Raw genomic sequence first — 20,835 nt, 5'->3', positions numbered from 1 at the left:
GAGTACCGTCATTCGGTGAAAACCCCCTCTGGATCCGGTCCCGATTGCCGCCTGATCGGCGCCCGTGCATGGCATCGACATCCTCTCCCTCAAGAGGAAAACAATCCGCGGATGCGGAACCACTTGCATGACCTCAAAACTCCTACCAATCTTCCTTGGCGGCGAGGTTGTCAGCGACCGCAAACCAATTCCAGAGCTTGCGAGTGGCGTTTATTCGCTTAGAGTGTCGGTTTGTAAGCGATATTAGGCGGGGCAGCCATGGCAAATCTGGCACCGGTCGAAATCAAGGCGTTCGTTCCAGCCAAGGATTTCGAGCTTTCCAGACGTTTTTACCGCGACCTCGGTTTCGTGGAGGAACTGTTGTCCGATCAGCTGGCCTTTTTCTACACCGGTCGTGCGAGCTTTCTGCTTCAGCGTTTCTACAATCAGCAGCACGCCGAAAATTTCATGATGCACTTGCTTGTCGAGGACGTTGACGCTTGGTGGGAACATGTCGAAGCGCAACACCTCGCCCGTAAATATCTCGTTCGGGCCGCACCTCCAGAAGACCGGCCATGGGGCATCCGTGACTTCATCCTTGTTGATCCGTCTAGCGTTCTCTGGCGGATCGGCCAGAGCATTCAGGAACGGTCGGAGTCATAGTGCAATCGAGTCGAAGCCGCGTCTACTACGGTCGAAAAATTCCCATCGGAACAGCCATCTTCATCGCCAGCGCGCATCAGACAAACGGATTTCTGATATCAATTGCGGATCAGCCAGGCACAGTCACGGTCGCATCCCTCGCATGCCAACTGGCATTGAACGACGGAGATTAACTTCGCCGTCTCTGTGCAATAAATGTCATGCATGTCGGAGAGCGCAAAATTACGCCTTATGCCGTTGTGAACGCCGATCAGTCTGCCGTTCTCAACCAGGGTTGGTTCCACGACATGTATGACCGAGGCGCCTACCGGCATTTCTGCTTCGAACGTGATACGCACACTAGATCCTTGAATTAAGCATTTGTTGGGGAATTACATGGTCAGGAGGTGGCGAGCCGACGGAGGGTATCGACCTTGAGGAGTTCGACACTGCGGCTACTGAGTAACCGAATGACCCCTTGGGCGCGGAACCGCGAAAGCACGCGTGAGACGGTCTCGATCGTCAAGCCGAGATAGTCGGCCATGTCCTGACGACTCATCGGGAGTTCAACTTGGTTAAACTCGCCTTGCCGGTCGAGCATATCCATCAAGAAGGCGGCGATGCGTTCGCCGGCGTTCTGCCTGCCGATCACAAGAAGATGTTGCTGCGCCTTGATCATTGCCTGCAAGGCGGTTCTCATCATGTCTGCCGGGACCGCATCATGCCGCGGCTGCGAGAAGATTCTCAGTGCCGTGGGCACCAGGGTTTCGGCGAAAAAGTGGTGGTTGTCCTCGGCCTCGAAGCCGAATGTCTCACCTGCGAGATGAAACGCGACCACCTGCCGTCTGCCATCGGCCAGCAGACGGAAGATGCGAACTGCGCCGTATTCAATCTGGTAAAACGAGCCGGCTTTTTCTCCTTGCGCATACACTTCCGCTTCCGCGGCAAAGGTGGAAATCGGAGAGAGGCGGGCAACAGATATTCTGTCGGCAAAGCTCACGGCTCGTGTTGCGGGAGCGGGGCGAGTGTCGGAATAGGCCAGCATCGGTTGCCTCCAAGGTGATTTGATGGACCGAGAATGCAGCATGGTGGACCTCTGGAAAATTCGCTTGTTCCTCTAAGGGAAAACCCTTACGGGCCTGGCAAATGGTCGAGCAGCTCGATGAGCTCGTTGCCATTGAACGGAGTCGATAGCTCAGCCGCCGCGCCCCGGTCGGCATAAGACGTAATCCCAGTCGTCAGAAGGATGGCCTTTCGTCTCAATTTTCCGAGCGATAGCCAGACATCTTCCTCCGTTTTCAACACCCGCGCATCGACGACTGCACAATCGGCCGTTTGCATGGATGCTTTCGCTGCGACCAAGTCGACAAAAGACTCAACGACAAAACCCTCCGCTTCGAGCGCAAACGCGAGCGATCGCCTAAGACCCGTGTCCGGCGCAACGACAGTTATTGTGTTTCGATCATCCACGTTCGAACCCAAATCTCGCGCGATTGATGTCGCTGGAAGGTTCGAAAATAATGGATCGGATCAGGCCGCGCCTTGCGCAGGATCAAATCTAACTCGGACCGAAACCCGCCGCCATCGTCATCCGGACAAGTTGGGGAAGACTTTGCGCCTTCATCTTCGACATGACGTTGGCCCGGTGCACTTCGACGGTGCGCGGGCTAATATCGAGATCGTAGGCAATCGACTTGTTTGGCAAGCCGGCCACCACTGCGTTGAGCACCTGTCTTTCGCGTTCCGACAACAGCTCGAACCGTTGCCGCACGGAAGCCAGATCCTCGGAATCGACCGGTTTTTGCTTCAGTTGCAGGGCCGCGCGTTCGAGGGCGTCCAGCAAGACGGATTCCTCGAAAGGCTTTTCTATGAAATCGACGGCGCCTGCCTTCATCGCATCGACAGCCATCGGCACGTCGCCGTGTCCCGTGATAACGATCGACGGCAGCATCGTCTTGCCGGCCGCGAGACACCGCAACAGTTCGACACCACTCATATCCGGCATCCGAAGATCCGTGACCAGCACACCGCTCTTTATATTGGGCGCGAACTCGAGGAAGGCGGTTGCACTTTCATGAACGCGCACAGCATGCCCGTTCATGGTCAGCATGAAAGCGAGGGATTTGCGGACCGCCTCTTCATCGTCGACTATGTGGACGGTATAATCATCCGAAGGCATGTCCCTGTCCCTCCTTATATGCTGGTATGGTGAAACGGAAGGTCGATCCGCCGGCGGTATTGCCATGCGCGTGCATCGCGCCTCCATGAGATTCGACAATCCGCTTGGAAATCGACAAGCCAATGCCCATGCCGCCGGGTTTCGTCGTCACGAATGGTGTGAAAAGCTGAGAGGCTATCTCTTCGGGAATTCCGGTCCCGGTGTCCTCGACGACGACCTCGACCTGTCCATTTGCGGTTGCCGCGACACCGACCTTGAGCTCCTTGCGATCCGTGTCGCGCATTGCCTCGATGGCATTCCGGATCAGGTTGATGAGCACCTGTTGTATCTGGATCCGGTCGACCAATACGAGATCGACATTTTCAGCGAAATCAAAGACCGTGAACACGCCACGCTCCCTTGAACCCACCAATGCCAGAGCCCCGGCCTCCTCAACGAGGTTGAGAATGTTCTCCGGGGCCTTCTCGGTCTCCCCCTTGCTAACAAACTCTCGCAGATGCCGGATGATCTGCCCGGCTCGCATGGATTGCTTAGACGTCTCCTCGAGCGCCTCACGCATGCGTACGGCGGGCTCGCCGTCTAGATCACGTGCCAGCCGCGAACAGCCATGCACATAGTTTGCGATGGCAGAAAGCGGTTGGTTCAGTTCATGCGCAAGCGTGGAAGCCATCTCTCCCATTTCGTTGAGACGCGCCAACCGGGCCAGCTCGCCCTGGATCTCTTGCAGGCGGGCTGCCGACTCCTCCCGCTCTGTCAGGTCGCGGATAAAGCCGGTGAAGAAGGTTTGTCCAGCCGAATGCATCTCACCTACGGCAAGTTTCATCGGGAAGGTGGACCCGTCCTTGCGACGGCCCATGACAACCCGATCGACGCCGATGATCCGCTTCTCGCCCGTCTCGAGGTAACGGTCGATGTAACCATCATGTTCATGCCGGTAGGGTTCGGGCATCAGGATCCGCAGATTCTGTCCGATGACTTCGGATTCGCTATAGCCGAACTGTCTTACCGCGGCGGCATTGAAGGAAACGATCGTACCCTCTTTCGTGCTGACGACCGTGGCATCGAGAACGGTATCGAGGATCGAGCGGAGATGGGCCTCGCGAACCGACAGCATCTGAGCCGATTCCGAGATCGTTGAACGCGCGATCCTCAACACTTCGCCGATGAGAAGAAATGAACCCCCGACCAGCGCGAAGACCGCCATTTCGGGGACGCTGAAAGACCTCTCGGGGTGTGTTTGAAGAAGGATCGCGGCCCCCAGGAGAGACAGTGCGAGTGAAGTCAGGCCCGGTCCAAGCCCTCCCAGAACCGAGGCGATCAGGATGGCTGGAAGAAAGAGCGTGAAGACGACGCGGTCGTCGAGCAATCCCTGTAGACCCAACCTCACCAGAAGCGCCAGACAGGTCACCGCAACGGCCACAAGATAGCTTGTCCGTTGTGTATGAGACCGATTGAGAAGAAAATCGATAATGCTTTCTCTCGCTTTGGCGACCCTGCTGAAATTCATTTATGCTCCGGCACGGAATCGTGCTAAATTACGGAGCAGACTGCCATATACGGTAAGCCGAAAGAAGTAACTTTTGTCAAATTATCGAACGCGAATATAGGGGTAAGGCGAACGATATTCGATGTTTCGGCATGGGTCGCCGCCATCCCATAAGGTTTCTTGCCAGACGGATATCGTCGTTGCAAAAAGTGTCTCGGAAAGACGTAAGCTAACCGTGCAGATGTCCTGCTAGGCGAATTGGCTTTGGTCTTTGTCGCGCCTCGCTATCTCAATGTCGAGGGCTTCAACAACCTCTGCCAGCAGATTTGTGTAACTTTCCAAGATCTCGACGAGTTCGCTATCCCCCGCGGCTTTCACTTCGCCGCTCGCGAATAAACTCTAAGCACCGTCTCGCAGAAGGCTTCTCGTCGCGCCAAAAGTTGCCCCAAATCCATGCCGTAACCACCACTTCTCGACCTGACGACACCGTTTCGCGTCTCAAGACGCGGCAGCATCCTTTCTGCTGAGGCGAGACCTTTTGAAGTATAAGTCACGCCCGTTTGACAAATCCAGCCCGATCCAGGCGACGATCTTTGCTCCATCAGTGCAGATTGTTTGGGTCGCTTCGAGAATCTGGACAAACAACTTCATGTAACTCGCAGGAATTTCTAGCGGGCCACACAGTCAGGCCAGGCGCGAACCCTTTGACGAGCGCTGGTTACGAAGCCGCATAGCGGTCGCCTCGCCGATGACGCGACTTAATCTCGAGTTCATAATACGGCCGGTCAAGGCGTCCCACCGTCGCGCTCTTGCTGTTCAGGCTTCCCTGTCAATTCACCGCATCACGCGGCAACTGCCAGTTCCACTCGATTCCTGCCATTTCGCTTCGCCTCATAGAGCGCTTCATCCGCACTCTTTAAGGCTGCCTTGACCGTCATCTGTTCTCTATTCCCAGCCACGATTCCCAAGCTGATCGTAATGGATACGACCTTCGACCCGGCAGGCACGCTGGTTTGTTCTACCGCTTTGCGGATTTGTTCCGCTATTACCTTCGCACTGTCCATTCGTGCGCCAGGCAGGAGCACTACAAATTCTTCGCCGCCAAATCGTGCAACCACATCCGACTTTCGAATGCAGGTCGAGATCGCGTGGGCAATCGCTACGAGAACGTCGTCACCAACGTCATGGCCATGGGTGTCGTTGACAATCTTGAAATGGTCGATGTCGATCATCAGCACGGCGAAATCTGCCGGTGAACTCACGGCGCCTTCGAGTATCGACGAGGCCTGTGCAAAAAATGCGCGACGGTTCGCGAGGCGCGTCAACGGGTCGATCGCCGCATCGCGTTCCAAGGCCTGGAAAAGCGCCCAGCGTTTGCGCTCGTTAGAGAGCAGGTCATAAAGCAGTACAACGCCGATCGCATTGATGGCGACGAAGGGTAGGGCTGTTTCCAGGAACACCGACAACGGAACGGAACCACCTCGCCAGACCGAGATCACCATGGGCCAAGGTGCGGTAAGGGCAAGCATCACCGATCTTGAAAACCGCCATGAAAAGCTCCGATCAGGCATCCTCGCGATGGCATAGCCAATCATCACGGTCGCCACGATGGCGAGGACTTCCGCGACAGCAGACTGGCCCTCAGCCAGCAGGCGACAGCCGCCAGCGACGATAATAAGGATCGTGGAGCCGATCAGGCCGGAGAACGTGTAGGAAAGGGCCAGCACTGCAACACGTCCGTCGTAGGAGATGCCACCACCAAAATGGACCGGATCCGTCAGTGTTGCCACGGACACAACGCCAAACAGGCATCCCACAAGCAGATTGCAGCGAAACTGGGATCGGCTCATCCTGATGGCCACGGAATACGCCAGAATTACCAGCGAAGAATAGGCAATGCCTCTGAATAGTCCTACCGATAAGAGCGCCAGATCCATATTGTCCCGACGGTTGCAGCCGTCTCCTATCGTTCTTTGCAATCATGTGGCAGCTTACGATCTGCAACTGGCGTTTATGCCAGAACGCCAAATCAATGAGGATCTCCGGGCATACTCTCCAGCTCGCCAGTCAAGCGGGCCGGCAAAAAAATAAGATAAGAAAGTTAACGTCGTAATAACGTTCCAGGATGTGATCCAAATAAGCTTCCCATTACTCGAATGGGAAGCTAGGGGCATTGTAAAACTCGACCAGTTTTCCTGCTTACGCGGCGCGGTACTGTTGTTTTAGATTTGTCCCGTTGAATACCTTGAAGCCGGAAATCAGCTGCTCCAGATTCTGGGCTTCACCAGCAACGGAGTGCAACGCAGCAGCGGATTCTTCCACCATCGCGGCGTTTTGCTGGGTGTCGCGATCAATCTGCGACACGGCAGTTTCGATCTCATGGATCCCGGCCGACTGCTCCCGCGACTTCTGCACGATCTTCGACACATGCACCGACATTCCAGAGACCTCGCCCGATATGCGTTTGAGCGCATCACCGGCACGGCCGACCAGCGCGACACCATTGTTGACGTGATCGGCGGAGTTGCTGACGAGCACCTTGATTTCCTTGGCCGCCGAGGCAGAGCGTTGCGCCAGTTCCCTGACTTCCTGGGCGACCACGGCGAAACCCTTTCCGGCTTCCCCGGCGCGCGCCGCTTCGACGCCCGCATTGAGCGCCAGGAGGTTCGTCTGGAAAGCGATCTCGTCGATGACGCCGATAATCTGACCGATCTCGCGTGAGGAGGCCTCGATCGTTACCATGGCTTCGACCGCACTCGTGACGACCGCACCGGATTCTTCAGCACTGCGAGCGGCTTGATCAACCATCTCGCCTACAATGTCGGCCGTCGCGGAGGTTTCCCGCACCGTCGTCAAGACCTGCGCTAGGGCGACCGCGGTTTCGGTCACGCCGGCCGCCTGCCGTTCCGTGCGCTTCGACAATTCGTCATTCGCCTGGCTGATCTGGCGCGAGCCGCTACGAACCGAATTGGCTGCATGGCTTGCCCGTTCAAGGACGCGTTGGAGCTGCTCGATGGACGCATTGAGCGCCGTGCGAAGATCGTCCATATGGCCGGCGAGCGGTTCATGAATACGTACGGTGAGGTCTCCGGTCGCGAGCTTGGTAAGCGCTGGCCGCAGGCTTTCCACGGCATGTGTCACGGCGCGATGGGCTTCCGCAGCGACCTTTTCCTGTTCCAGGCGCTGGGCGAGGATCTGTGCATCAGCTGCGCGTGCCTTCTCGGACATGTCGAGCGCCTGCTTCTGGGACTTGGTCGCTTCCTCGATCGAGTGCTCGGCGGTCAGGAAGGCTTTGACCATGGCCGACGTCATCGTGACTAGTGCGCCCGCCTGGACCAACAGGACGACCGCGTGGAGCACGACGCGGTAGAAGTGCGATTCACCTGGAAAAACGGCCAGCGGCAACGCGACGTAAAGAGCCAGGTGATGGACGGCGACAAGTGCGGTGAAAGCGGCAATCGCACGCCAATCGACCCAGGCCGCGCAGATCGCAAGCGAGGCGAAGAAATACATGTGAATGTCGATCTGAAGCGGCGATCCCGAAAAGACGTAAACGAGCATTGCCACCGTACCGGCCTGTGCCAGCGAGGAGACGATCCGGGTCGTCGCACTGGCGCGACCATTTAACCAGCATGCCGTGGCCATCGCCACCATCATGAAGGTTGCAAAGGTCGCGGGCCAATCGAAGCTCTCCTCGCGAAACACCAGCCGCCCGACAAGCAGCAGCAAATTGATCCACAGCAGACCCATTATTCCATAGGAGGCCTGGACTCTCAGTCGTTCTAATGCGCGCATGGCGTTGCTTTCTATAGGGTAGGGCGAGACGATAGGCAGCCGGAAAGAAGCGGGCTTGCGATGACGAGTAATGCCCCGCCGTGTCGGGCGGTTTGACTAAATTGTGGGTTTTCGGAGTAGGCCACGGCAATCCAGCTGGCCGCGCTGGACGAGACAAATTGTCCACCGGCATCCGCGATAAGCGAAATTGTCTGGCTTTCGCTGGTCCCCGGTGGCTAGACGACAAGCAGAAATCCCGGCCTCGGATAAGCGATGACTGCCATCAAGAGGATTGCAAAAAATGCGAAGATCGTCGCGATCAAACCCGAGTTCAGGCGTTCGCTTTCGCCACCGGCGATGCGTGCAGGGCTGGCGGTCGAGGGCGTACCCAGCACGATTTCCGAGAACGACGATGCGTCGAGATCAGGCATCTGATGAACCTGGATGGGCCAATCTCCTGACAAGCGTCGCAACCGCTTTGCGCACAGACGGCTCCTTGATCGTTTCAAACTGTCTCCCCAGTTCATAGGTCTGGGAGGAGAGAGGCTCGATCGTGTCGGCTGGGTAGTATGCCAAACCCTCAAAAAACGCTGGGATCCCGACCTTCATATGTGTGGCCAGATGATGCAGATTGCTGGCCGACAACCGATTCTTGCCGTTTTATATTTCTGGATCTGCTGAAACGTGACACCTAGATATGCTCCAAGGGCCGATTGCGATATTCCTCGAGCCTGGCGCAATGCGCGAATGTGGGCGCCGACAGCGATGTCAACCGGATCAATGTCGCTTGCCCTTCCACGCTGTCTTGCCACTGTTTTCATTCCAGTTGAGTGTTTCTCGCGCTACGACGCTCGTTTAGAGACTAATTCACGCTGGAGACCGCCATTCGCAGGTAGCCCGGTCCTGATTCGTGGGAAGCAACAGCTTTGACCAGTCGCGTTCGCGGGTCATTGTCCTAGAAATAGAGTAGATGCGTTCAAGAACGGTTAACCGCAGCAGAATGGGAGTGTTTATGGTCGCGAGATCGACATTTTTTTGGCTGGAAGCGAGACTGTTCCTCCCGCCGGCGGCAGTTATGTTCGAGCGGCAGGATCCGGCGGGGTGAAGTTTTCAAATGACAATTGAGAGCGCCCGTTTAACCATTGAGAAATTTTTTCACCCCAAAAGTTGATCTAAGTCAATTCAGAGAAACAAATGCCGATAACACCCCTGTCGACAACCAGCCCCAATGCACTGGACGAATACCAGGACTTGCGATCGGTTCCCAGTCACCGGCACTTCGGCCGGAGCAACATTATCGATCGTTTTCGATTGGCTGTGCCATTCGACCACATTTACATCAGTGGTCTGGACGTTGATCACTATCGGTTTGGCCGCGGCGTATCGGTCGATACCGACATGCCTCCCGCCTATGTGGATGCCTACACCGCTGACAGGCTTGCCGCGGTCGATCCTTTCGCACTGGCAGCGCGCGACTGCAAGGGAGTCCTTATGGAAAGCGAGGTCTATGCGGTGACCCCTCCGCCACAACGCGTGGAATATCTGGCTCGATCCTTTGGAATTCGAAACCGGACGCTATTCCCGGTTATGCGCAACGATCTGGTATATGGGGCCGTCTGTTACACCCGGGAGACGCCCTTCGATGCAGAAGAGCTGCAATTTCTCTCTTTGGTGTCCAGCGGGATCCACACGGAAATTACCAGGCCGCTTATGGAGCGTTTCGCCGCGCAGCAGATGCGCTTGACGAAGGGCGAAATCGCTTGTCTCGCCAAGGCAAGCCTCGGACTGACCAGCGAGGAAATTGCCACACAGACGGGCTATCAGAGCGACACCGTCAATAGCTATATCAAGAACGCGGTAAAGAAGCTCGGAGCAGCCAATCGGTCGCAGGCGATTGCCGAGGCGATCCGCAGACGCCTGATCGACTAGGATCAGATTTCGATAAACAGCCCGCGAGCCCGAAGCTCGGCATTGAAATCCGCCACAAGATGCGTTCTAGGCCCGAAGTCCGCGAGTAGAACCATGACGGCCGACGCCCTCGGCTCATCTTGGGGCTCATTGATGCAATAGCCGCCACCGATAGCACACATATCGCAACCGACCGCAAGCAGGTCATCGATGAGTTTGCTGATCAGGTCGCGCGAAGATGTGTGCATTTTGGGGCAGGGCAAGGGCGTGCTGGTTTCATCGAGAACGGGCATTCTTGGGCGCGAGCTCGCTTTCCTGCGCGGCCATCTCATCAGCAGCTTCATTGGCCGCGATCAGCTTGCTGAGGACCCCGTCCATTTCAAGCTGCAATGCCTGTAGGCTGTTGCGCAAAAGACGCATGGAGGTGAGTGTCGCCTGGTCGGGGGGCAAGATCTGGCGCTCTGCGTCGTAGAAATTGATGACGTTGGACATGTTGCACCTTGATCTCCGCGTGAGGCTGAAGAGCCGGCTGCGGTCAGAAAACCCAATACGAATTTGAATGTCAGGCTGACGTCATGCAGCACCGATCGCGTTGATCACCGACGATCTTAAAAATAGGGTCGATAAGTTAATTGAGCATTAACAGGACATTTCGATTGCAAGCAACTGAGCAAATTTATTGAAGCGGAGCTTTTGCCCTACTCGATAAGATGGCGTCGAATGGCTTCCGCGATCGCTTGGGAGCGGTTTGTAGCGTCGAGCTTTTTCGAAGCAAGTTGGAAATAAGTATTAATCGTATTCTTCTGAAAGCCGGTCGCAGCGGAGATCTCTTCTGTCGTCATGCCCTTGCTGGCCATGCGCAGGCATTCCAGTTCGCCGGCAGTGAGCCGAAGATTTTCAGCGGCAAACCTGTCCATAACGGGCTTCGTAAAGGCTTGATACAGCGGCTGCGAAATCATGCCGAGATATTCGATTTCCTCGGGGTTGAACGCTTCGCGCCGAGTAAACCCGACCGCGCCATACACATGGTCGCTCCTGCGCTGCAAAAAGTAGGTTCTGTTACAGATATTGTGGCGCTCAAGCACTTGAGAAAGCCGGCGGCCGGGAGGACAGCTTTGGTAGAGGTCGTTTTCGGTGACCACCGCTTGCTCGGGCGGCAAGGCCGTGATGAAGGGATCCTCAAGGAAAAGCTCTTCCTCGAAATAGGTATAAACGAAGGCTGGTGGAAGATCGCTATCGATGGACCGACAGCTCGCGTAGTCGAAATCTGCAATATCCAGCCCGCTGATCATCACATTCTCGAATGGAACCGCCAAGCGCGTGCGGTCGACGAGTGGGTGACGTCGGAAGTTGCGATGTTTCGGCCTGGAACTGAGGTCGGGGTAGGCAAGGCAGGCCTCTGGCGATGGTGTAGAATGCGGCATTGATTGGCTCAAGCTCCTTTTCTTGTTCTGTCTGCTGCAACCATTGAGACTCGCTATTTGGGGCATTTCGATAGTACGCTCAAACGATCACGGGTTCTACGAAACTCGCCGCGTTAACACCTTAGTGGTGGCTAAAATGTGGATTGTCTCAAATTGGCTCCATTCACTTCATCTTTGCTCAAACAATCTGCCCTAAATTTGGGGCTGGGCGGCGGAAACGTTGCGAGATCGCACAGAACCAACAAATGCATGACAAGAGAAAAGTTCCTGTTTTTCAGGTCTCTACTCCCTCATGACCTGGATCGCGTGTGATGGTGCGACGGTCAGCTTAACACGCTCCCACTTTAAGCAAATATTCCCAGATTTGGGGTAGACTGCTTGCCAATTCGCAGGGTTTGCGGCGACCGCGCCGAAGCATGATGCTTCAAGCCCTCTCCGATCAGCCGGAATTTTCCTGAAGTCCTTTTGCGGATTCGCGACGCGAATCCGGTTTCCGTACCGCGTTTTCGAGGGAAAAATGAAAATTCGCCACGCCATCCTAGCCGCCGTAACTTTGGGGGCCGTCGTCGTTTCGACGTCCTACGCATATGCTCTCGACAAGCCCAAGGGTGATGTCGTGCTGACCATCAAGGGGGCGCACCTGAAGCATGCCAATGTGGATGACACCGCCCAGTTCGATCTTGAAATGCTGGAGGCGCTGGCAGGGCGTACGGGGAAAATGGAGACCCCTTGGACGTCCGGAAAAGTGGAGTTTTCCGGCCCGTTGCTGCGCGCCGTGCTTGATGCCGCCGGCGCGGAGGGTTCGAAGCTGAAGGTGATCGCTCTCAACGACTATTCCGCAGACGTCCCGATGGAGGACGCTACAAAGATTGACACCATGCTCGCCACCCGGATGGACGGAAAACAGATGTCGGTCCGCGACAAGGGGCCGCTGTTCTTGATCTATCCGTTCGACACAAATCCCAGCCTGTTCAACGAGAAATACTTTTCACGCTCGGTCTGGCAGATTTCCAAAATAGAGGTTGGCGAGTGAAAACGGCTGCCCAGCATAATGGCGATGTTATTCGCAGGGCGAGCAAGGCCACCATGGCCTTGCAAGGCTTTGCGATCGTCTTGATGCTGGGCCTGGCCTATGTGTTGGCCGACATATCCCATCGCTACGCGACGCTTCAGGATGGCATTCGTGAGAATGCCCTCTGGTCGGTCTATCAACTCGATCGCGAAGCGCGCCGGCTGCACGAGATGTTGCATCTCATGCATGTCGAAAACGACCTGAGCCCCACAAGGCTGAAGGCGCTGTCGACGCGGTACGACATCCTCTATTCGCGCATGGACATTATCGAGAAGGCAAATTTCGAGCAAAAGTTCGCTCTTGAAAACAGCGTTATCGAGAAGATTGCTCCTATCAAGGACGTCGTTTTCGGAATCGTCGGATATTTCGACAAGATCGCCGCCGGCAAGGCGCCGACGGTGGCGGAAATGGATCTGATCGACGCCAAGCTCGAAACGACAATCGGCAACACCGAAGAACTGCTTATCTATACCAACAACTGGGTGTCGGTAAATCGCGCGGAAAGCCGCAACGAACTTCTCAACCTGCAGATCAAATCCGCCGTTCTGGTGGTGATGCTGGTTTTCTCGGTCATTTTCCTGATCTTCTCGCTGCGCCGGCAGCTTCGATCCGTGAGGCGGGCCGGTCTGGATCTGGAGTCGATGGCCCAGGAACTCAATGCTTCTTATCTCGCCGCCGAGGCCGGCAATCAGGCCAAGTCCCAGTTCATGGCGACGATGGGGCATGAAATCCGCACGCCTCTCAATGCAATCCTCGGAACCGCCGAATTGCTCGAACTGTCCCCGCTTCCTGTTGAAGTGGCGCCGGGCGTGCAGACGATCCGTCGCTCGGGAAACGCGTTGCTCGAGATTATCAACGAGATCCTGGATTTCGCCAAGATCGAACACGGCAAGATCGAGGTCGATATTCGCAGCGTCGCATTGCTGCCTCTCGCCGAAGCGACGGTTGAAATGATCCGCGACCGCGCGCTTGAACATGGCAATCGTGTGGCCTTGCTTCTGCCGGAGAAGCTCACGGCAACCAGCATAAAGACCGATCCGACGCGCCTGCGACAGGTGATGCTCAACCTGTTGAGCAATGCTGTCAAATTTACCCGCGACGGCGTCGTCACGATGACAATCACCGAAACCGCCCGCAAGAACTCACCCTTGCTGCGTATCGAGGTCGCCGACACGGGGATCGGCATCGATCCTTGCAATATGGACAAGCTGTTTCGGCCGTTCTCTCAAGTGGATGCTTCCATCAGCCGCAAATATGGTGGCACTGGCCTTGGGCTGACGATCTGCAAGCAGATCGTCGAGGCCCTCGGCGGAGACATCGGTGTTTCGAGCACGAAGGGAGAGGGTAGCACCTTCTGGTTTGAAATCCCGATGGTGGCTGCCGATGAGCAGCCGGAAACGAGTCTGGCCTCGGCGCCGTCCTCCGGGGCTTCTGATACACTCCCGGTTCTCAACATCCTTTTGGTCGAGGACAATCTGGTCAATCAACAGGTCGCTGCCGGCTTCCTCAGACATCTCGGTCAACATGTCCTGATCGCCAATGATGGTTTCGAGGCGATCGCCGCCGTCGGACAGCACAGTTTCGACCTGGTGCTGATGGATATGCAGATGCCGAATCTCGATGGGATCGAGGCGACGCGGCGAATTCGCGCCATGGCCGAGATCTCTGCCGATTTGGCTATTATCGCCATGACTGCAAATGCCTCCGACGACGACCGTCTGATGTGCACGCAAGCGGGAATGAATGCTTTTCAGAGCAAGCCGGTAACAATGCCGCAGTTGCGCAGCATCGTGGCCGGCGCGCGAAAGATTACCGCCGCCGCCGAACCGCTGCCTGAACGAGGCAGGGAAGATCGTCGCAGCTTTGACGACGGTTTTGCGGCGCGCCGCAGCGAAATTGTGGATGCTTTGGGCGATGAGGCCTTCGAGGAACTGCTTTCCAGTTTCTTCGACGACGCCGCAAAGGTTCTCGACGACCTCGCAGTTGCTCTCAAGACCAACGACTACGGGCGTATCGATCCGCTTTTGCACACGCTGAAGGGAGCGGCATCGAGCATAGGCTTGTTGGAAATAGCAGAGACGTCCCAGCGCCTGCGCGGCTCGGACTTTTCTGAGAAACAATTGAGCGCGCTGGAAAAGCTCATGACGAGCAACAAGCAACGCTGCGCGAACTGACAGGGAAAAGAATGCGAATCTTACTCGTCGACGACAACAAGACCAATCTTATCTTTCTCACCAAACTGGTGGAAAAGCTTCCTGGATGCATCGCAGTGCCGTTCGGGCACCCTGTCGACGTCCTGACGGCTATGCCGGCGCTTGATTTCGATATCGCGATCGTCGATTTCCAGATGCCAGACTATAACGGTGTCGAGCTGCTCACCGAGATCATGCATTTCGACAAGTACAAGATGAAGCCTGTGGTGTTTGTCACCGCAGACGGCGACACGGCTGTGCGCATGGCCGCACTGAATGCGGGCGCGATAGATTTTCTGACCAAACCGGTGCAGCCCTTGGAATTCCAAGCCCGGATCCGCAACCTGGTGGCTTTGGTCGACGCGCAGAACAAGCTCGCAGACAAGGCAGCCTGGTTGCGCGAGGAAGTGGATAAGGCGGTCCTCGAGCTGCGCGCCCGCGAAGAGGAGATCATCGATCGACTGGCGATCGCTGCAAGCTATAAGGACGCAGAAACCGCAAAGCACACGAAACGCGTCGGATGTTACTCGGAGGCGATCGCGATCTCCTACGGTCTCAAGCCCGAATATTGCTCCGATATCCGTCTCGCTTCGCCGATGCACGACATCGGAAAGGTGGCAATTCCCGATGCGGTGCTGTTGAAAAAGGGTAAGCTGACTGAACAGGAGTTCGCGGCCATGCAACGGCACACGATTGCCGGCTGCGACATCCTGCGAGAATCCAATTCCAGCCTGTTGCAGCTCGCGGCCGAAATTGCCGGAAGCCATCATGAGAGGTGGGACGGGCAAGGATATCCTTTCCGTCTCTCTGGTGACGCTATTCCGTTATCCGGTCGCATCGTGGCGCTGGCGGACAATTTCGACGCGCTGACAACAGCGAGGCCTTACAAGGAGGCATGGAGCGTCGAACGAACGGTAGAGCACATCCGGGAGCGGTCCGGTAGCCAGTTCGATCCGCGGTGCGTTGAAGCGTTCCTCGAGGCAATGCCGTCAATCCTTAAGATTATGCTGGAAAATCTCGAACAGCCGGCTCTAGACAGCCAGGGCGACGAGACTTCAGTTCCCGAGACCATCTACTATAGAGAAGCGATCTAATCATGACGACTGCAGAGGCCGTGCAAGAAGAACGGCGTGCCTTTCCCCGATGGAAGACCTTGAAGACGGTGCGCATCCTTTTCAATGCGGGCGCAAGTTCGTTCAACGGGATTGTGCGCAATATGTCCGAGGGTGGGGCAAAAGTCATACTCGAATCCTCGATAGGTCTGCCGGACGACGTCGAACTCGTCTTCGAAGACGGGACCGCCAAGCCCGGCAAAGTTGTTCGTCGCACATTGACCGAAATCGGTGTCGCCTTCGAGCTTGTTCCAAGTAAATCGGCAGCGGCGTTAGACTAATAGCTCACTCAACTCAAAAGAGAGTGGCGAGGTATATTAGCGGCTCGTTAACCTTTAAGCCCTAATATTAGTATCTACGGAAATCCTTTCCACCGATGCGTTCGTAGCCTTCCTGAAAGGCTGAAGCGCCAATCTAACGCCTTGATCAAGGCTACCGCGGGACGTGTGTTTCCGCTTTAAGGCAACTCGATGTCGGACCATAGCGCACAGCGACAACTGAATGAACGCCTCAATTTTGTTGGTCTCGACACCGAACAGCGACGTTCCCTGGCAGCCCTTTCACCAACGATAGGTGGCTCCCTCGATGGCGCACTCGACACATTTTACAAGAAGGCCCGTGTTCATCCCGATACGGCGCATTTCTTTGCAAACGAGGCGCATATCCAGCACGCAAAAGCCCGCCAGGTCGATCATTGGAAAAGAATTGCTTCGGCCAGCTTTGACGATAGTTATGTCGAGGCTGTTTCCACAGTCGGCCGCACCCATGCGCGGCTTGGGCTGGAGCCGCGTTGGTATATCGGCGGCTATGCGCTCATTCTCGAATCCATCGTGCGATCGGTGGTCGATCAGGAACTTTCAGGGGTTCTGCATCGGCGAAAGGCCAAGAAGCTTGGCGATGACATTTCCTCCGTCGTCAAGGCGGCGCTGGTGGATATGGATTATGCGATCTCCGTTTATCTTGATGTTCTCGACACCCAGCGAAAAAAGGCCGAAGAGACCCAGCTGCAGCTGAAGGAAGAACAGGACAAGGTGATCGCCGCGCTCGACAGCGCCCTGAATTCCCTGGCCGCCGGCGACCTTACCGCCTCACTTCGCCAGGAAATGGCGGCGGACTTCCAGAGCCTCAAGGACAACTATAATGCCTCGATCGGCAGCCTCGGTGCTGCCTTGTCCCAAATCAGCGATTCCGTCGATACCGTGTCGATGCAATCGAACGAGATCTCGTCGGCGACGGACGATATGGCCAAGCGTACCGAGACCCAGGCGTCTGCGCTTGAGCAGACGGCGGCGGCCCTCGAGCAGATCGCCACAATCTCCCGGCAGGCTCAGACACGCACGGACGACATTCAGAAGGTCGTATTGCAATCGGCAACCGAAGCGGCGCAGTCCGGCGTGATCGTCGAGGAAGCGGTCAAAGCGATGAGCGAAATCGAAGGATCGTCGCAGCGCATGACGCAGATCATCGGAACGATCGACGAAATCGCCTTCCAGACCAATCTTCTGGCGCTCAACGCGGGGGTTGAAGCGGCGCGCGCCGGCGATCAGGGCAAGGGTTTTGCAGTTGTCGCGCAGGAGGTCCGGGAACTGGCGCAACGCTCGGCGAAGGCGGCGAAGGAAATACGCGAGCTGATCGGCAAATCATCCGCTGACGTGTCGCGCGGCGTGGCACTGGTCAATGACACCGGCAAAATCCTTCGAACCATCGGGGGCCAGGTTCAGACAATTCACGAGCATATGAGCACGATCGTCCAATCGGCGAAAGAGCAGGCATCCGGCATTGCCGAGATCAACACGGCAGTCAGCAACATGGATCTGATTACCCAGCAGAACGCTGCCATGGTCGAGGAAACGTCTGCCGCAACCATGAAAATGTCGGCCGAAGCGGTCCGTCTTGCGCAGCTTGTTTCCGGCTTCAAGGTGGACAATGTCCGCCGGGTTGAAAAGCCGACTGAGGTCCAGCGCTCACCGGCGCGCCGGTTGATCGCCACTGTCTCCAATCAGTTCGGAGCGGCCCGCGCGGCCGGCAGCTGGCAGGAGTTCTGACCTCCTGCATGAAATGATTCAATGGTTTGCCGGGGAACGTACATGGATGAAAACCTAGTCGCAATCGTCGATCAATTGATCGTACGCAACCATGTCATGGGCAACCAGATCCTCGCATTGCAGGCAGTTTGCGCTGCGGCTTTCGCCGAGATTTGCCTTCTGCATCAAGATCCCCGCCGAGCAGCAATGCGCACAAGCGCCATGCTAGGCGGAACCGCCCAAGCGATCGCTGACGGTTTCTCTGCGATGCCGCCTCCAGGCGATTTCGACACGTCGGACATAAGCGTGATGATCGAGAAGATCGCCGAAATGTCGGAAGACAGCGTGATGCGTCGCCTTAGTCAGCGGGAGGCTAAGGCCTCCGCTCCAGAAAGGATCTGACTATCCACTCGGCATTTAGGATCTGTTGCCGCTAGGTCGTGCTCGTTGAACGCCCGCTGTCGGTCCATTCACGAGGATGCTCTGGCTCGGATTAAGAGACCCGATTTGCTCCTTACGTTCGCGTAAGATTTCGGCATGTGCCTGAAATATAGACTACTTTCCTTCGGGAGCTTCTGAAATTTATCAGATGTTAAGTCTTCTATCCTAATTTTCAGGTCGTGACTGGCGCGTCGATATCCGGCTCGTTTGTCTCCCCCGCCCGAATTCCAAAGCGCCGGCACCCAGCCCGCGCCGCGTGCGTTCGCCTATTCCCATCCGCTGCATTTCCGCAGGGCCTTGGAGCTTTCAATGTCGCTTTTCGGTATCGCTACCCGCCTTTATCTTCTCATCGGTTTGTCGCTCCTGCTTGTCGCAGGGGTCATGATTTTCACATTGAGGGACACGGCATCCGGCCTTGAAGACGAACGAAAGTCGCTCCTGATGACTGTCGATGAGGTTGCCCTGTCGATCATTGAGCAAAAGTATTCCCTCGAGACCTCGGGGGCGCTGTCGCGCGTCGATGCGCAGCGCAGCGCGCTCAGCGAACTTGAGAAGGTCAAATACGGTGAGAGCGGCTATCTCTGGGTGAACGATCTCAACCAGATCGTCTTGATGCATCCGATCAAGCCGGAGCTCAACGGTCAGGACGTTACTGGAATGAAGGATCCGAACGGCAAGGCGCTCTTCGTCGAGTTTGTGAAGGTTGCCAAGGCCCAGAAGTCCGGATTCGTCGACTATATCTGGCCAAAGCCCGGCATCAAGGAACCGGTGCGTAAGCTTTCGCATGTCGCCTTGTTCGAACCCTGGGGCTGGGTTGTGGGTAATGGCGTCTATATCGATGACCTCGATGCCAAGTTCTGGAAAACGGCGCGCAGTGCATTGTGGATCGCGATCGTCGGGGCGATCGTGATGCTCGCAGGCGCCTTTTCGATCATTCGTTCGGTAACCCGCCCCTTGGCGAGGTTGCGTGAAGCCATGAACCGTATCGCCGCAGAGGATTTTGCCGCCAAGGTCCCGGATATCGACCGACGCGATGAGGTTGGCGAAATGGCCAGGACGTTGGGTGCGTTGCGCGATTCCGTCAACGATCGGGTGCAGTCGCGGCTGGCGGACAGCGAAGCGCAGCGCGCGCTTCTGGATGATGAACGCGCGGAGGCAGAGCGTATTCGCGCACTTCACGCCGGCAATCTCGACTTGGTCGTCACCGAGCTTGGCGCGGGGTTGGCCAGACTTGCCGAATGCAATATCCGCATGACCCTTGATGAACCTTTCCCCGGCGACTTCGAGAGGCTGAGGCAGGACTTCAACAATTCCATCGCCACCTTCCAGGCGACCCTCGAGCAGGTGCTGGTGCAGACCGGCGCGCTGCAGACTAACGGCCAGGAAATGCATACTGCTGCCGACAATCTCGCCAAAAGGACCGAGCAGCAGGCGGCCGCGCTTGAGCAGACGTCGGCTGCACTGGAACAGGTGGCGGCCACGGTCAAGGCGTCTTCGGAGCGGACCCAGGAAACGCGGCGTCTGGTCGTCGATGCGAAAAAATGTGCCGTCGCATCAGGCGAAATCGTTCGCGATACGGTCGATGCTATGCGTCGCATCGAGACGGCGTCGGATGAGATCAATCAGATTATCGGCGTGATAGACGAGATCGCCTTCCAGACAAATCTCCTCGCTTTGAACGCGGGTGTCGAGGCAGCGCGTGCTGGAGAAGCGGGCAAGGGCTTTGCGGTTGTTGCCCAGGAGGTTCGCGAGTTGGCGCAACGCTCAGCCCGTGCAGCCAAGGAGATCAAGTCGCTGATTTCGAACTCCGCCGTCGCGGTTTCTGCCGGCGTGCGGCTCGTTGGCGAGACTGGCGCATCGCTGGACCAGATCGAAGGTTTCGTGGCGGCGATCGACAGCAACGTCGATGCGATCGCCACCGCAGCTGCGGAGCAATCGGTCGGCTTGCAGCAGATCAGCTCTGCCGTCAACGATATCGATCAGATGACACAACAGAATGCGTCGATGGTTCAGGAGACGACGGCGATCAGTTTCACATTGTCGGAAGGCGCCAATCTTCTGGCTTCTCTTGTCGGCCGCTTCAAGCTCAATCGCCGCGCCGCTCGACGCGAGCCTGGTTCGGACGCGGAGCGTGCCGGCAGTTCTGGGCGCGCGGTCGGACACTATCCCGCCCGTGCGGCGTGATCGCGTGACACGGAGCAGTCTCTATCGGCAGGCGATGGTCTCTTGATTATTCGCCTGCCGTCACAGCGCTGCGATGATCTGCTGGGATCGGGATCCCTGCAAAAAGCATTGAACAATCGGGGGCCGGAATGTCGATGGCACGTCCACGCAATTGCAAATATTGAACGATCTCCATCAGCAAGTGGCTGCGTTCGCCGTAGCGTTGAACGATTGCGTTGACGTTTTGCCTGACCTCATCGGAAGTTTCTTCGTCGTCGCCCAGGCAATAATGCGCCGGGCCGATCGCACAGATATTGCTTCCCGCCGCAATGATCGCCGCAACAAACTCCGGTATTTCGTGTCGTTCCATCCTGATATGGTCCCGAATATGCTCCTTCGGTGATTTTGCCGATTCGAATTACTCGATGAAATGAAATGA

Annotated in this window: 21 protein-coding genes; 9 read left to right on the top strand and 12 right to left on the bottom strand. The window is 56.6% G+C overall.

The window, feature by feature from the left end; translation table 11 throughout:
• Window positions 1-258 precede the first annotated feature (258 nt).
• The gene (locus ACSQ3I_RS25325; RefSeq protein WP_436003523.1) at window positions 259-642 is read left to right on the top strand and encodes a VOC family protein; all 384 of its coding nucleotides are present in this window, start codon (window positions 259-261) and stop codon (window positions 640-642) included.
• Window positions 643-1,021: 379 nt separating this feature from the next.
• Here the strand turns inward: ACSQ3I_RS25325 and ACSQ3I_RS25320 are convergent, their stop codons facing one another.
• The 8 genes from ACSQ3I_RS25320 to ACSQ3I_RS25285 form a co-directional block, all read right to left on the bottom strand.
• The gene (locus tag ACSQ3I_RS25320; protein ID WP_436003521.1) at window positions 1,022-1,666 is read right to left on the bottom strand and encodes a helix-turn-helix domain-containing protein; all 645 of its coding nucleotides are present in this window, start codon (window positions 1,664-1,666) and stop codon (window positions 1,022-1,024) included.
• Between the two features lie 86 nt (window positions 1,667-1,752).
• Window positions 1,753-2,091, bottom strand: a complete 339-nt coding sequence (locus ACSQ3I_RS25315; RefSeq protein ID WP_436003519.1) for a transcriptional regulator — start codon at window positions 2,089-2,091, stop codon at window positions 1,753-1,755.
• 88 nt (window positions 2,092-2,179) lie between these two features.
• Entirely contained in the window at window positions 2,180-2,800 is a 621-nt protein-coding gene (fixJ, locus tag ACSQ3I_RS25310) for a response regulator FixJ (RefSeq protein WP_436003517.1), read from the bottom strand.
• Window positions 2,787-4,307: a PAS domain S-box protein gene (locus tag ACSQ3I_RS25305; protein WP_436003515.1), complete on the bottom strand. Its 1,521-nt coding sequence runs from the start codon at window positions 4,305-4,307 to the stop codon at window positions 2,787-2,789. The genes fixJ and ACSQ3I_RS25305 overlap by 14 nt, the downstream gene beginning before the upstream one ends.
• 821 nt (window positions 4,308-5,128) lie before the next feature.
• The gene (locus tag ACSQ3I_RS25300; RefSeq protein ID WP_436003513.1) at window positions 5,129-6,223 is read right to left on the bottom strand and encodes a GGDEF domain-containing protein; all 1,095 of its coding nucleotides are present in this window, start codon (window positions 6,221-6,223) and stop codon (window positions 5,129-5,131) included.
• A 262-nt stretch (window positions 6,224-6,485) separates the two neighbouring features.
• A complete protein-coding gene (locus tag ACSQ3I_RS25295) occupies window positions 6,486-8,036 on the bottom strand; it encodes a methyl-accepting chemotaxis protein (protein ID WP_436003511.1) in 1,551 nt (516 codons plus the stop codon).
• A 260-nt stretch (window positions 8,037-8,296) separates the two neighbouring features.
• On the bottom strand, window positions 8,297-8,491 hold the full coding sequence (locus ACSQ3I_RS25290; protein WP_436003509.1) for a hypothetical protein: 195 nt from the start codon (window positions 8,489-8,491) through the stop codon (window positions 8,297-8,299).
• Between the two features lie 174 nt (window positions 8,492-8,665).
• The gene (locus ACSQ3I_RS25285) at window positions 8,666-8,881 is read right to left on the bottom strand and encodes a helix-turn-helix domain-containing protein (RefSeq protein ID WP_436003507.1); all 216 of its coding nucleotides are present in this window, start codon (window positions 8,879-8,881) and stop codon (window positions 8,666-8,668) included.
• 373 nt (window positions 8,882-9,254) lie between these two features.
• On the opposite strand from ACSQ3I_RS25285, the gene ACSQ3I_RS25280 reads away from it, so the two are divergent.
• Entirely contained in the window at window positions 9,255-9,989 is a 735-nt protein-coding gene (locus ACSQ3I_RS25280) for an autoinducer binding domain-containing protein (protein WP_436003505.1), read from the top strand.
• 2 nt (window positions 9,990-9,991) lie between these two features.
• Here ACSQ3I_RS25280 and ACSQ3I_RS25275 read toward each other — a convergent pair whose 3' ends face one another.
• From ACSQ3I_RS25275 to ACSQ3I_RS25265, 3 genes are all read right to left on the bottom strand, one after another.
• On the bottom strand, window positions 9,992-10,261 hold the full coding sequence (locus tag ACSQ3I_RS25275) for a hypothetical protein (RefSeq protein ID WP_436003503.1): 270 nt from the start codon (window positions 10,259-10,261) through the stop codon (window positions 9,992-9,994).
• Window positions 10,245-10,460 carry a hypothetical protein gene (locus ACSQ3I_RS25270; protein WP_436003501.1) on the bottom strand — a complete coding sequence of 72 codons (216 nt, stop codon included), beginning with the start codon at window positions 10,458-10,460 and terminating at the stop codon, window positions 10,245-10,247. The genes ACSQ3I_RS25275 and ACSQ3I_RS25270 overlap by 17 nt, the downstream gene beginning before the upstream one ends.
• A gap of 206 nt (window positions 10,461-10,666) precedes the next feature.
• Entirely contained in the window at window positions 10,667-11,260 is a 594-nt protein-coding gene (locus tag ACSQ3I_RS25265) for a response regulator transcription factor (protein WP_436003499.1), read from the bottom strand.
• A gap of 649 nt (window positions 11,261-11,909) precedes the next feature.
• On the opposite strand from ACSQ3I_RS25265, the gene ACSQ3I_RS25260 reads away from it, so the two are divergent.
• The 7 genes from ACSQ3I_RS25260 to ACSQ3I_RS25230 all read left to right on the top strand — a co-directional run bounded on the left by ACSQ3I_RS25260 (window position 11,910) and on the right by ACSQ3I_RS25230 (window position 20,417).
• Complete coding sequence (locus tag ACSQ3I_RS25260) at window positions 11,910-12,425, top strand: molybdopterin-dependent oxidoreductase (protein ID WP_436003497.1); 516 nt, start codon at window positions 11,910-11,912, stop codon at window positions 12,423-12,425.
• Window positions 12,422-14,638, top strand: a complete 2,217-nt coding sequence (locus ACSQ3I_RS25255) for an ATP-binding protein (protein ID WP_436003495.1) — start codon at window positions 12,422-12,424, stop codon at window positions 14,636-14,638. Before ACSQ3I_RS25260 ends, ACSQ3I_RS25255 begins: the two co-directional genes overlap by 4 nt.
• 11 nt (window positions 14,639-14,649) lie before the next feature.
• Window positions 14,650-15,750, top strand: coding sequence for an HD-GYP domain-containing protein (locus ACSQ3I_RS25250; protein WP_436003493.1), 1,101 nt, complete (start codon window positions 14,650-14,652; stop codon window positions 15,748-15,750).
• A gap of 2 nt (window positions 15,751-15,752) precedes the next feature.
• Window positions 15,753-16,049, top strand: coding sequence for a PilZ domain-containing protein (locus tag ACSQ3I_RS25245; protein ID WP_436003491.1), 297 nt, complete (start codon window positions 15,753-15,755; stop codon window positions 16,047-16,049).
• A gap of 189 nt (window positions 16,050-16,238) precedes the next feature.
• Complete coding sequence (locus tag ACSQ3I_RS25240; protein ID WP_436003489.1) at window positions 16,239-17,813, top strand: methyl-accepting chemotaxis protein; 1,575 nt, start codon at window positions 16,239-16,241, stop codon at window positions 17,811-17,813.
• A gap of 42 nt (window positions 17,814-17,855) precedes the next feature.
• Complete coding sequence (locus ACSQ3I_RS25235) at window positions 17,856-18,194, top strand: hypothetical protein (RefSeq protein ID WP_436003487.1); 339 nt, start codon at window positions 17,856-17,858, stop codon at window positions 18,192-18,194.
• 348 nt (window positions 18,195-18,542) lie between these two features.
• Entirely contained in the window at window positions 18,543-20,417 is a 1,875-nt protein-coding gene (locus ACSQ3I_RS25230; RefSeq protein WP_436003485.1) for a methyl-accepting chemotaxis protein, read from the top strand.
• A gap of 46 nt (window positions 20,418-20,463) precedes the next feature.
• Here the strand turns inward: ACSQ3I_RS25230 and ACSQ3I_RS25225 are convergent, their stop codons facing one another.
• Window positions 20,464-20,766: a hypothetical protein gene (locus ACSQ3I_RS25225; protein WP_436003483.1), complete on the bottom strand. Its 303-nt coding sequence runs from the start codon at window positions 20,764-20,766 to the stop codon at window positions 20,464-20,466.
• Between the last annotated feature and the right edge of the window lie 69 nt (window positions 20,767-20,835).

Origin of the sequence: Rhizobium sp. LjRoot30 (genome assembly GCF_964253915.1) — a bacterium.
In the GTDB taxonomy this organism is placed as follows: Bacteria; Pseudomonadota; Alphaproteobacteria; order Rhizobiales; family Rhizobiaceae; genus Metarhizobium.
This window is presented reverse-complemented; position numbering and strand designations above follow the sequence as displayed.

Bases quoted from the DNA above. Each gene is read 5' to 3' on its own strand.
- ACSQ3I_RS25325 (WP_436003523.1), top strand. From the start codon at position 259: ATGGCAAATCTGGCACCGGTCGAAATCAAGGCGTTCGTTCCAGCCAAG.
- ACSQ3I_RS25320 (WP_436003521.1), bottom strand. From the start codon at position 1,666: ATGCTGGCCTATTCCGACACTCGCCCCGCTCCCGCAACACGAGCCGTG.
- fixJ (WP_436003517.1), bottom strand. From the start codon at position 2,800: ATGCCTTCGGATGATTATACCGTCCACATAGTCGACGATGAAGAGGCG.
- ACSQ3I_RS25305 (WP_436003515.1), bottom strand. From the start codon at position 4,307: ATGAATTTCAGCAGGGTCGCCAAAGCGAGAGAAAGCATTATCGATTTT.
- ACSQ3I_RS25300 (WP_436003513.1), bottom strand. From the start codon at position 6,223: ATGGATCTGGCGCTCTTATCGGTAGGACTATTCAGAGGCATTGCCTAT.
- ACSQ3I_RS25295 (WP_436003511.1), bottom strand. From the start codon at position 8,036: ATGGGTCTGCTGTGGATCAATTTGCTGCTGCTTGTCGGGCGGCTGGTG.
- ACSQ3I_RS25290 (WP_436003509.1), bottom strand. From the start codon at position 8,491: ATGCCTGATCTCGACGCATCGTCGTTCTCGGAAATCGTGCTGGGTACG.
- ACSQ3I_RS25285 (WP_436003507.1), bottom strand. From the start codon at position 8,881: ATGAAAACAGTGGCAAGACAGCGTGGAAGGGCAAGCGACATTGATCCG.
- ACSQ3I_RS25280 (WP_436003505.1), top strand. From the start codon at position 9,255: ATGCCGATAACACCCCTGTCGACAACCAGCCCCAATGCACTGGACGAA.
- ACSQ3I_RS25275 (WP_436003503.1), bottom strand. From the start codon at position 10,261: ATGCCCGTTCTCGATGAAACCAGCACGCCCTTGCCCTGCCCCAAAATG.
- ACSQ3I_RS25270 (WP_436003501.1), bottom strand. From the start codon at position 10,460: ATGTCCAACGTCATCAATTTCTACGACGCAGAGCGCCAGATCTTGCCC.
- ACSQ3I_RS25265 (WP_436003499.1), bottom strand. From the start codon at position 11,260: ATGATCAGCGGGCTGGATATTGCAGATTTCGACTACGCGAGCTGTCGG.
- ACSQ3I_RS25260 (WP_436003497.1), top strand. From the start codon at position 11,910: ATGAAAATTCGCCACGCCATCCTAGCCGCCGTAACTTTGGGGGCCGTC.
- ACSQ3I_RS25250 (WP_436003493.1), top strand. From the start codon at position 14,650: ATGCGAATCTTACTCGTCGACGACAACAAGACCAATCTTATCTTTCTC.
- ACSQ3I_RS25245 (WP_436003491.1), top strand. From the start codon at position 15,753: ATGACGACTGCAGAGGCCGTGCAAGAAGAACGGCGTGCCTTTCCCCGA.
- ACSQ3I_RS25240 (WP_436003489.1), top strand. From the start codon at position 16,239: ATGTCGGACCATAGCGCACAGCGACAACTGAATGAACGCCTCAATTTT.
- ACSQ3I_RS25235 (WP_436003487.1), top strand. From the start codon at position 17,856: ATGGATGAAAACCTAGTCGCAATCGTCGATCAATTGATCGTACGCAAC.
- ACSQ3I_RS25230 (WP_436003485.1), top strand. From the start codon at position 18,543: ATGTCGCTTTTCGGTATCGCTACCCGCCTTTATCTTCTCATCGGTTTG.
- ACSQ3I_RS25225 (WP_436003483.1), bottom strand. From the start codon at position 20,766: ATGGAACGACACGAAATACCGGAGTTTGTTGCGGCGATCATTGCGGCG.